General features: G+C 72.8%; 9 protein-coding genes. 3 read left to right on the top strand and 6 right to left on the bottom strand.

Annotated elements, in window-relative coordinates; all coding sequences use genetic code 11:
• Position 1: 1 nt before the first annotated feature.
• Positions 2–760, top strand: coding sequence for an SDR family NAD(P)-dependent oxidoreductase (locus tag BLQ73_RS19255; protein ID WP_093171863.1), 759 nt, complete (start codon positions 2–4; stop codon positions 758–760).
• Between the two features lie 230 nt (positions 761–990).
• On the top strand, positions 991–2,406 hold the full coding sequence (locus tag BLQ73_RS34650) for a glycosyltransferase family 39 protein (protein ID WP_093171862.1): 1,416 nt from the start codon (positions 991–993) through the stop codon (positions 2,404–2,406).
• Positions 2,407–2,432: 26 nt separating this feature from the next.
• Here the strand turns inward: BLQ73_RS34650 and BLQ73_RS19245 are convergent, their stop codons facing one another.
• From BLQ73_RS19245 to BLQ73_RS19235, 3 genes are read right to left on the bottom strand one after another with little or no spacing between them, the layout of a single operon-like run.
• Positions 2,433–3,080, bottom strand: a complete 648-nt coding sequence (locus BLQ73_RS19245) for a hypothetical protein (RefSeq protein WP_093171861.1) — start codon at positions 3,078–3,080, stop codon at positions 2,433–2,435.
• 32 nt (positions 3,081–3,112) lie between these two features.
• A complete protein-coding gene (locus BLQ73_RS19240) occupies positions 3,113–5,440 on the bottom strand; it encodes an FtsX-like permease family protein (protein ID WP_093171860.1) in 2,328 nt (775 codons plus the stop codon).
• On the bottom strand, positions 5,437–6,135 hold the full coding sequence (locus BLQ73_RS19235; RefSeq protein ID WP_093171859.1) for an ABC transporter ATP-binding protein: 699 nt from the start codon (positions 6,133–6,135) through the stop codon (positions 5,437–5,439). Before BLQ73_RS19235 ends, BLQ73_RS19240 begins: the two co-directional genes overlap by 4 nt.
• A gap of 187 nt (positions 6,136–6,322) precedes the next feature.
• Here BLQ73_RS19235 and BLQ73_RS33480 point away from each other — a divergent pair, with 187 nt between their 5' ends.
• Positions 6,323–6,904, top strand: a complete 582-nt coding sequence (locus BLQ73_RS33480; RefSeq protein ID WP_218125926.1) for a TetR/AcrR family transcriptional regulator — start codon at positions 6,323–6,325, stop codon at positions 6,902–6,904.
• A gap of 126 nt (positions 6,905–7,030) precedes the next feature.
• Here BLQ73_RS33480 and BLQ73_RS19225 read toward each other — a convergent pair whose 3' ends face one another.
• The 3 genes from BLQ73_RS19225 to sigJ all read right to left on the bottom strand — a co-directional run bounded on the left by BLQ73_RS19225 (position 7,031) and on the right by sigJ (position 9,259).
• Positions 7,031–7,678, bottom strand: coding sequence for an SRPBCC family protein (locus BLQ73_RS19225; protein ID WP_093171858.1), 648 nt, complete (start codon positions 7,676–7,678; stop codon positions 7,031–7,033).
• Complete coding sequence (locus BLQ73_RS19220; RefSeq protein ID WP_093171857.1) at positions 7,675–8,073, bottom strand: ArsR/SmtB family transcription factor; 399 nt, start codon at positions 8,071–8,073, stop codon at positions 7,675–7,677. Before BLQ73_RS19220 ends, BLQ73_RS19225 begins: the two co-directional genes overlap by 4 nt.
• Positions 8,074–8,371: 298 nt before the next feature.
• Positions 8,372–9,259, bottom strand: coding sequence for an RNA polymerase sigma factor SigJ (gene sigJ, locus BLQ73_RS19215; protein ID WP_093171856.1), 888 nt, complete (start codon positions 9,257–9,259; stop codon positions 8,372–8,374).
• Between the last annotated feature and the right edge of the window lie 55 nt (positions 9,260–9,314).

Here is a 9,314-nt window from a genome sequence, read left to right as displayed (position 1 = left end):
AATGAACCGCTTCACCGGCAAGACCGTCCTCGTCACCGGCGCAGGCTCCGGCCTCGGCCGCGCGATCGCGCTCGCCTTCGCCGCCGAGGGCGCGTCTGTGGTCGCCGCGGGACGCACCGCTGCCTCCCTGGAGGAGACGGTCGGTCTGATCGAGGCCACCGGCGGCACGGCCGCCGCCGTCACCGCCGATGTCACGGACTCCGGCCGGCTTCAGAACCTCGTACGCGAGAGCGTTGCCCGCTTCGGCGGGTTGGACATCGCGGTCAACAACGCCGGGATACTCCGCGGCGCTGTACCTGTCGGCGAGGTGAGCGAGGAGGACTGGGACGCGGTGCTGCGGACCAATGTCACCGGCGTCTGGCTGGCGATGAAGCACGAGATCGCGCACATGAAGGGGAACGGTGGCGGCGCCATCGTCAATATCTCCTCCAACCTGGGCGCACACCTGCGGATCCCGAACGTTGCCGCGTACATCACCTCGAAGGCAGCGGTCTCCGCGCTGACCCGCGCCGCCGCTCTCGACCACATCCACCAGGGCATCCGCATCAACGCCGTCAGCCCCGGCGCCGCGGCTGCGCCCATGTCGCTGCGGCCCGGCGAGAGCGAGGCCGACCGTGCCGAGCGGGTGAAGACGGAGAACCCGCTGGGCCGGGTCGCGGAGGCCGAGGAAGTGGCGGCTGGGGTGCTCTATCTCGCCTCGCCCGCAGCGGGTGCGGTGGTCGGCGCCGACCTGGTCATCGACAGTGGGTCCTCGGCCTGACGGTTCGTCGGCTTCGGTGTCGCCCTTCCCTGGCAACAAGCTCCGCCTGGCCGCTCCGGCTCTGGGGCGGGGTCGAGCCGGTCCGGCTGCGGTAGGCGGTGGGTTCGCAGTGGTTCGTCTCGCACCCGGTTCGCAGCGGTGCCGTCTCCGCCGCGCGCGGCGGAGACGGCACCGCTGGATCGTGGTCGGGCATCGGTACGGCGGGCCGCTTGTAGGCTCGGCCGGTGCGTATGGTGGCTGCGGGTTCGGGCGTGCTGGGGTGGTGTGCGGGGGTTGCGGCTTTCGCGGTGGTTTTCGCGGGGTCGTGGGTGCCGTCGATGTGGGCGGACGAGTTGGCGACGGCGGAGGCGGTGTCGTCGCCGGCGGAGCTGGCGGAGGTGCTGGCCGAGCGCGATGTGGTGTTCGTTCCGTATTACGCGCTGATGCTGGTGTGGTCGTGGCTGGGTGGGGCGGACTGGTGGCTGCGGTTGCCGTCGGCGCTGGGGATCGGGGCGGCGGCGGGGCTGCTGGCGGATCTGGGGCGCAGGCTCGGCGGGGTGCGGGCCGGTGTCGCGGCGGCGCTGGTTCTGGTGGTGCTGCCGTCGATGTCGCGGTTCGGGCAGGAGGCGCGGCCGTACGCGTTGGCGGTGGCGGCTGCGGTGCTGTCGTTCTGGGCGCTGCACCGGGTGCTTGAGCGGCCGTCGCGGGGCCGGTGGGCGGGCTACGGTGTGGCGGTGGCGCTGCTGCCGTGTACGCATCTGTTCGCGGTGCTGGTGCTTCCGGCGCATCTGGTGGTGGCGGCGGTCGCGAAGGCGGGGGTGTGGCGGCCGTTGCTGGGGTGGATGGCGGCGGGCTGTGTGCCTGCGGCGGTGCTGGCTGTGGTGTCGGCGTCGCAGGTGGGGCAGGTGTCGTGGCTGGCGGTGCCGGGTTGGTCGGATCTGGTGCTGCTGCGCAGTTCGATCACGTCGTGGCGGCCGGTGCCGGAGGTGGGGCATCTGGCGGCGGTGCTGCTCGGGTGGGCGGTGGTGGCGGTGGCGGTCGCGGGCGGATGGGCGCTGTGGCGTTCCGGTCCGGGTGGGCTGGGCCGGGGGTTCGCGGCGGGGGCGCTGGTGTGGGGTGCGCTGCCGGCGCTGGTGCTGTTCGCGGTGTCGCAGGTGGCGACGCCGGTCTACAACACGCGGTACGCGCTGGCCGCCGCGCCGGGGTTCGCGCTGCTGGCGGGTGTGGCGTTGGCGCGGGTGCGGGTTCCGGTGGCGGTCGTGGCGGTGGGGGCGGCGGTGGCGGTGGCGTGGCCGCAGCATGTGCGGGTGCGTGAGCCGGGCGGGCACGAGGTGGATTACCGGTCGGCGGCGGCGTGGGTGTCGGCCGGGCGGCAGGCGGGGGACGCGGTGGTGTTCGCTGTGCCGTGGGCGCGGGAGGGGCTGTCGCGGTACGGCGATCTGCCTGAGGTGCTGGGGGCGGAGCCGGCGGCGGGCCGGGTGTGGCTGGTGCGGGAGGAGACGGGGCGGGCGGTGCGGCCCGGCACCGATCTCCCGTCGCGTTACGGGTTGGCGCCGGTGGGGGCGGCGAAGGTGACGCGGTTGCTGGAGGAGGGCTTCGCCGTACGGCGGCAGCGGGATTGGCGTGGTGTGACGGTGTTGCTGCTGGAGCGGGCCGCGGGGCACTGACGCCGTACGGCGGGGGCGGCCGGGGGTTACTTCCGGGCGGTGCCGCCGCGCTGCAGGCCGAGGAGGGCGAGCCCGGCGGCGTAGGGCAGGGCGCCGGCGACTTCGAGGATTTGGACGAGGGGCGAGTGGGGGCCGGCGATGAAGACGGCGATGCTTCCGGCGGTGTAGATGAGGATGCCTCCGGCGATGAGCAGGCCGGGCCAGTGGGCGCCGTTTTTGGCGAGGAGGCGGCCGAGGAGGACTGAGCCGAGGGGGAACAGGAGCATGGCGGGCAGGGCGATGGCGACGACGCCGGGGTCGAAGTCGGCGTGGGTGTGGACGATGGTGGGGTCGAGGCGGGCCATGACGGGGTTGCGGGCGCCGTCGATGGCGATGACGGCGAGCCAGAGCAGGTGTCCGGCCAGGGCGGTGAGGAAGACGGGGAGGCCGGCGGTGCCGTACCGCTTGGGGGCGGAGGCGTGGGCGGCGGCGAGGCTGATGGCGACGAGGAGGAGGCCGATGGCTTGGATGTCGTGGGTGAGGCCGTAGAGGTTGCCGGCGGCGGCGATGCCGTGGCCGTCTCGGGCGGGGTGGAGGATGACGCCGAGGAGGAACAGCGGCCCGCCGGCGAGGGCGGTGGCGCGGGCGGCTGTGGCGGCGGCGCTGTGGTCTGCGGTGTGGTCTGCGGTGCTCATGGCGGGTCCTTGGGTGCGGCTGGTCGTGCTGGTCATTCGTAGGTGAGGGTGTCTTTGACGGTGAGGCGGCCGGCGCGGCGCGCGGCGGTGAGGGTGGCGGCCGCGGCGGCGGCGACGCCGAGGGCGGCCCAGGCGGCCATGCCGCCGCGGGACGGGGCGAGGGGCAGGGGCAGGCCGAAGGACAGGGTGCCGAGCATGTCGCCGACGAGGGCGGCGGCGGGCAGTCCGGCGGCGACGGCGAGCAGGGAGCCGGCCAGGCCGATGGCGGTGCCTTCGAGGATGAGCGTGAGCCGTACGGTGCGGGGGGTGGCGCCGAGGGTCTGCATGATGCCGAATTCGCGGGTGCGTTCGGTGACGGCGATGCCCATGGCGGAGGCGAGTCCGAGTGTGCCGACGACGGCCATGAGGGCGGCGAGGGCGACGAGGGTCTGGATGAGGATGAGGACGTGTTCGTCGACGGCGGTGCGGAGTTCGGCGGTGGGGACGACGGTGGCGGCGGCGATGCCGGCGTCGGCGAGCCGCTGTTCGGCGCGGGTGAGGGCGGCGGGGTCGTCGTAGGCGAGGCGTACGGCGGTGGCGGTGGCCTGCGGTTCGTGGGCGGTGTAGGCGGTGGCGGGGCCTCCGACCTCGGCGACGACGCCGACGACGCGCAGGGTGGTGTCGGTGCCGGCGGCGCGGAGGGTGACGTGGGTGCCGGGGGCGGGGTCGCCGAGGCGGGTGGCGGCGGTCTGGTTGAGTACGGCGGTGCCGGGTTCGCCGTCGCGCAGGTGCCGGCCGCGCAGGAGCTCGAAGTCGGTGAGGCGGCTTTGCGGGGGCAGGGCGACGAGGTTGAAGGCGCCGTGTCCGCCGTCGGGGTAGGTGCGGGCGGGTTCGACCTGGCCGCCGCGGACGGGTACGGCGGGCGCGGAGCTGAGGGGTTCGGCGGCGGTGAGGCCGGGGACGCCGCGCAGGAGTTCGGTGAGGCGGTGTGCGGGGGCGGGCCGGGTGAGGGTGATCTCGGCGTCGTAGTGGCGGCGGGCGAGTCCGTCGTCGACCCAGGTGTTCCAGGCGTTGGCGGTGGAGAGGCCGCCGGTGAACAGGGCTCCGCCTGCGGTGAGCAGGGCGAGGGTGAGGGCGAGGCGTCCGCGGCGGCGCAGGGCGTTGCGCAGGGCCAGGGATACGAGCCGGTTGCCGCGCGCCGGCCGTACGGCGCGGGTGGTGGCGGGCGGGGTGGTGCCGCGGTGGTCGAGGGCGGCGCGGACGGTGGTGCGGGCGGCGCGGGTGAGGGGGGCGAGGGCGACGAGCAGGGGTGTGCCGAGTCCGGTGGCGGCGAGGGCGGCGAGGACCCAGGTGGGGATCGAGGTGTCGGTGATGTCGAGGTTGAGTAGGCCGGCGGTGGCGTCGGCGAGGGCGAGTCCGGCGAGGATCGCGGGTGCGGCGGCGAGCAGGAGGGCTGCTGTGGCGACGGCGAGGGTGAGTAGTAGGTAGGTGCCGAGGATTTGGGTGGTGGTGGCGCCGAGGGTTTTGAGGATGCCGATCTGGCGGGTCTGCTGGGCGAGCATGCCGCCGAGGGTGGTGGCGACGACGGCGGCGGCGAGCAGGAGGGCCGCGGCGGCGAAGCCGAGGAACAGCAGGGTGACGCTGTCGATCTGGCTCTGGTGGGGGTGGCGTCCGGCGGGGGGCGCGGTGATGGCGTTGACGGTGTGTCCCTGGCTGGTGAGCCAGGTGGCGAGTTCGCGGGCGCGGGTGTCGACGGTGTGCTGGTCGCCGGCGATGGAGGTTTTCAGCTGGTGGTGGGTGGGGGTGGGTCCGAGGCGGGTGAGTCCTTGGGGGGTGAGGTAGCCGTAGGCGGTGCGTTCTTGTGCGGCGGCGTCGTGGACGGCGCCGGTGACGGTGAAGGTGGCGGGTTGGCCGCCGGGGGCGGTGACGGTGACGGCGGTGGGGTTGTCGAGGAGGGCTTGGGCGGAGCGTTCGAGGAGGATGCCGTCGGCGGGTGGGGGCCAGGTGCCGCGTTCGATGTCGAAGCGGGAGATGCGCAGCGGGTCATCGGCGTCGATGACGAACAGCAGCATTTTGTGCCAGGTGTCGCCGGTGCGGACGCGGGCGGTGAGGGTCTGGCGGGCGGTGGCGTCGGTGATGCCGGGGCGGGTGCGGACCTGGGTGAGCAGGTCGGGGGTGATGCCGCCGGCGATGTCGAGGGTGGCGGAGGCGGGGCGGGTGGCGGTGTAGTTGGCGGAGGCTTCGCGGGTGACGACGGTGCGGGCGGTCAGCATGGCGCCGATGGCGATGAGGCTGACGGCGACGGCGGTGGTCATGAGCAGGATGCGGCCGCGGGCCTGCCGCATGTCGCGGCGGATCTTGGTGTAGCGGGGGCGGGTCACGGGGTGTCCTGGTGGGCGATGCGGCCGTCGGCGAGGTGGATCTGGCGGTGGGCCCAGGTGCTGAGGTCGCGTTCGTGGGTGACCATGACGATGGCGGTGCCGGTGTCGGCCTGTGCGGTGAACAGTTCGAGGATCATGTCGGCGGTGGCGGAGTCGAGGTTGCCGGTGGGTTCGTCGGCGAGTAGGACGGGTGGGTTGTTGGCGAGGGCGCGGGCGATGGCTGCGCGCTGCTGCTGGCCGCCGGACAGGGCGGCGGGGAGTTTGTCGGCGTGGTCGGCGATGCCGACGGTGTCGAGTAGGTGCAGGGCGTGGGGGTGGCGTTCGCGTGGGGGGCGGGTGGCGCAGAAGTCCATGGGGAGCATGACGTTCTCGGCGATGGTGAGGGTGGGCAGGAGCTGGAAGAACTGGAACACCATGCCGATGGTGCGTCCGCGCCAGGACGACAGGCGGGATTCGGGGAGGGTGTGGACGTCGGTTCCGGCGATGACGACGCTGCCGGAGGTGGGGCGGTCGATTCCGGCGAGCAGGTTGAGCAGGGTGCTTTTGCCGCTGCCTGACCGGCCGGTGACGGTGACGAATTCGCCGGGGGCGACGGTGAGGCTGACGTCGCGCAGGGCGGGGAAGTCGCCGGCGGGGGTGGTGTAGGTCTTCGCCGCGTCGTGGACGGTGATGACGGGCGTGGGCGGGGTCGGCACGGGCTCTCCATTGCGTTTCCGGACAATGTGTGCGGAAATGAATGGTGTGTTCGTGATGGCCGACGGGTCAACAGGCAATATCGGCGTGGTTGTGCGTTTCGGGACAGGGGTGGGGAAGGCGTCCGGGAAGTCGGGCGGTCGCAGCGCGGATCGGCAGGGTGCGGATCGGCGGGTCGGGGATCGGCGGGTGCGGCGGACGCGGCAGGCGGTGCAGCGGGCGCTGGTGGAGCTGATCCTGGAGAAGGGCTACGACGCGGTGACGGTGACCGACATCATCGACCGGGCGGATGTGGGCCGGTCGACGTTCTACGCGCATTTCACCGACAAGCGGGATGTGCTGTTCGGGAACCTGGACGAGCTGGTGGAGATGCTGAAGGCGGGGTCGGGGCCTGCGCCGGGGCGGCTGTTCGGGTTCAGCCTGCCACTGTTCGAGCATGTGGGGGAGCACCGCGACCTGGTGCGGGCGCTGCTGGGGCGGCGCGGCGGGGGCGTGGTGGTGCCGCGGGTGGAGCGGATCCTCACCGGCAGTGTGCGGGAGGAGCTGCTGGCGGCGGTGCCGGCGGGCGGCCGGCCGCCGGAGGGGCTGGAGCTGGTGGCGGCGTGCGTGGTGGGGGCGCTGACGGCGCTGCTGGTGCGGTGGGCTGAGGACGGCGGTACGGCGACGGCGCGGGGGATGGACGCGGTGTTCCGCGAGGTGGTGACGCCGGGGGTGGAGGCGCTGCTGGCGCGCGGGGCGGGTACGCCGCTGCCGGAGGCGGGTGGACGTTGAGCGGGGCCGGCGGCGGCCACGCGGCGCGCGTGGAGCGTTGGATCGCGGCCGCCGGCGCCGGGCCGGTGGTCTGCGTGCTGCTCTGAGGCGGGCCGCGCGGGCGGGTGCCGTACGGCGGGGGCCCGGTCAGGAGGCCGGGGCGTCCTGCGGCGGGGTGGTGTAGAAGGCGATGGTGCGGGCGGAGGCGGCGCGCGCGGCCTCCGCATCGGCGCCGGCGTCGATGTCGGCCTGGCACCAGAGTTCGCCGCTGAGCGTGGCGAACCGGATGCCGTCGGGCGAGACCGACCATGCGGCGAACTCGGCGGAGTCGTTGCCGTGCCCGGTGGCCAGGTGCAGCGCCAGGCCCATGACGCCCAGGTCCCAGCCGATGCCGACGGCGCCGGGGCCGTACTGGTTCCAGTGGTCGTCGGGGAGGGCGGTGTGCTCCAGTTCGAAGCGGGTGCCGCCGGAGGGGGCGGGGGACAGGCGGACCTCGATCCAGCTGATGCCGCCGCCGAACTCCCAGGTGGCGGCGAAGCTCTTGGGCGGGTCGCAGCGCTGGATCTCGCCGCCGGCGTTGCCTTCGAGCTGGTAGCGGCCGCCCAGGCGCAGGTCGCCGGTCACCGGCAGGAACCAGCGGGGGAGCCGCTCGGGGTTGGTGCAGGCGTCCCACACGTCCTCGACGGCGGCGTCGTAGGTCTGGCTGATGGTCATCGTGCGGGCCTCCCCCGCCTCGACGACGCGGGTGCCGAGGCGGCGGGCGACGGCGTTGATCTGCTCGGTGACGTTGATCATGGGGTGCTCCCCGTGGTTCGTGGTTGTCTGCTGGTCTCCCCGCCGGTCTGTCCGGCGGCTTCTTCGCGGAGTCGCCGTTGGCGTTCTCCGCGTGCGAGCTCTGTCGCGAGCGCGTCCAGGTGGGGGGTCCAGTGGCGCCGGAAGCGGTCGAGCCAGGTGTCGATGTCGCGCAGTGGTTCGGGGTTGACGGCGTAGAGCCGCCGGGTGCCTTCGGGCCGCACGGTGGCGAACCCGGCCTCGCGCAGCACCTTCAGGTGCTGGGAGACGGCGGGCTGGGAGATGCCGAACTCCTCGCGGATGACAGCGCACAGCGCGCCCGAGGTCTGCTCGCCTTCGGCGAGCAGCTCCAGGATCCTGCGGCGTACGTGGTCGCCGAGTATGTCGAACGCATGCACAGCGCCGAAGTTACAGGCCGGTACTTATATAAGTCAACACGAATAAAAGGAGGTGGCGGCCTGCGATAAGCAACTCTGCAGGTCAGCGCAAGCAAGTGGGGCGCATTACCAACCTCCTCTTCATACGCGCCTCGCAGGCGATGCGATGACCGCCTTCCCGTCGGCCGAGATTCCGGAAGTAGCTGGGAGCAGGGCGTCGGAGGCAGTCGGCCTCTTCGAGAAGGCATTCTCATGCCCAGTGACGCCCTCGCCATGATGGGGCACGCGACGGCGTCGGGGGTGTCAACAGGGTCAGGTATCACGGCTCCAGGCGGATGAGGTTGAGCTGGGCCAGCCGATCGGGGTCGGACAGGATGTCGATCGTGGCGATCTTGCCGTCGGAGATGGTGAAGCTCATGACAGAGATGAGCTGGTCATCGATGGTGTTGACCAGGCCGGCGAGGCCGTTGACAAGCACCGGGTGGGTGGCGGCGCTGGTGGCCATGCGCTGGAAGATGGCGAGCTGTCCAGCCACGGCCACGGCGCCGCGGATGGTCTTCATGCCGCCGGTGAGCATCCCGCCGTCGGCGCGCAGCACCACGTCGGGGTCGAGAATGGACATCAGTGCGGCGAAGTCGCCGCCGCGGGCGGCAGCGAGGAAGGCATCCACCACCCGGCGCTGATCTGCCCTGTCAGGGTCGGGGTTCGGAGCTGCGCCGCGGACCCGCTGGCGGGCGCGGCTGGCGAGCTTCCTGGCTGCCACGGGGGTGCGGTCCACGATGGGTGCGATCTGATCGAACGGCAGTCCGAACATGTCATGGAGCACGAACGCCAGCCGTTCGGCCGGGGTCAGGGACTCCAGCACGACCAGCAGCGCCAGGCCCACCGAGTCGGCCAGCAGCACTTCCTGTTCCGGGTCGGCGGCATCCGGGCGGCTGATCACCGGGTCGGGCAGGCGGTCCTCCAGCGACTCCTCACGCCGGGACTTGCGGGCGCGGAGCATGTCCAGGCACACCCGGCCCACCACGGTGGTCAACCAGCCACCGAGATTGTCGATGTCACCGGAGTCCGAACGCGCCAGCCGCAGCCATGCCTCCTGGAGCGCGTCCTCGGCCTCGCTCAGCGAGCCGAGCATGCGGTAGGCGACCGCCTTCAGATGGGGGCGGTGCTCCTGGAACTGGCCGGCCAGAAAGTCATGGGGCGTCACGGTTGCGTTCCTCTCATCTCAGCCACGTCAGAGCGCTGACGCATCAAACCAGTGA

Origin of the sequence: Sinosporangium album, assembly GCF_900100605.1 — a bacterium.
GTDB lineage: Bacteria > Actinomycetota > Actinomycetes > Streptosporangiales > Streptosporangiaceae > Sinosporangium > Sinosporangium album.
The sequence above is the reverse complement of the archived record's forward strand: the minus strand, read 5'-3'. Positions and strand labels throughout refer to the sequence as shown.

Bases quoted from the DNA above. Each gene is read 5' to 3' on its own strand.
- BLQ73_RS19255 (WP_093171863.1), top strand. From the start codon at position 2: ATGAACCGCTTCACCGGCAAGACCGTCCTCGTCACCGGCGCAGGCTCC.
- BLQ73_RS34650 (WP_093171862.1), top strand. From the start codon at position 991: ATGGTGGCTGCGGGTTCGGGCGTGCTGGGGTGGTGTGCGGGGGTTGCG.
- BLQ73_RS19245 (WP_093171861.1), bottom strand. From the start codon at position 3,080: ATGAGCACCGCAGACCACACCGCAGACCACAGCGCCGCCGCCACAGCC.
- BLQ73_RS19225 (WP_093171858.1), bottom strand. From the start codon at position 7,678: ATGATCAACGTCACCGAGCAGATCAACGCCGTCGCCCGCCGCCTCGGC.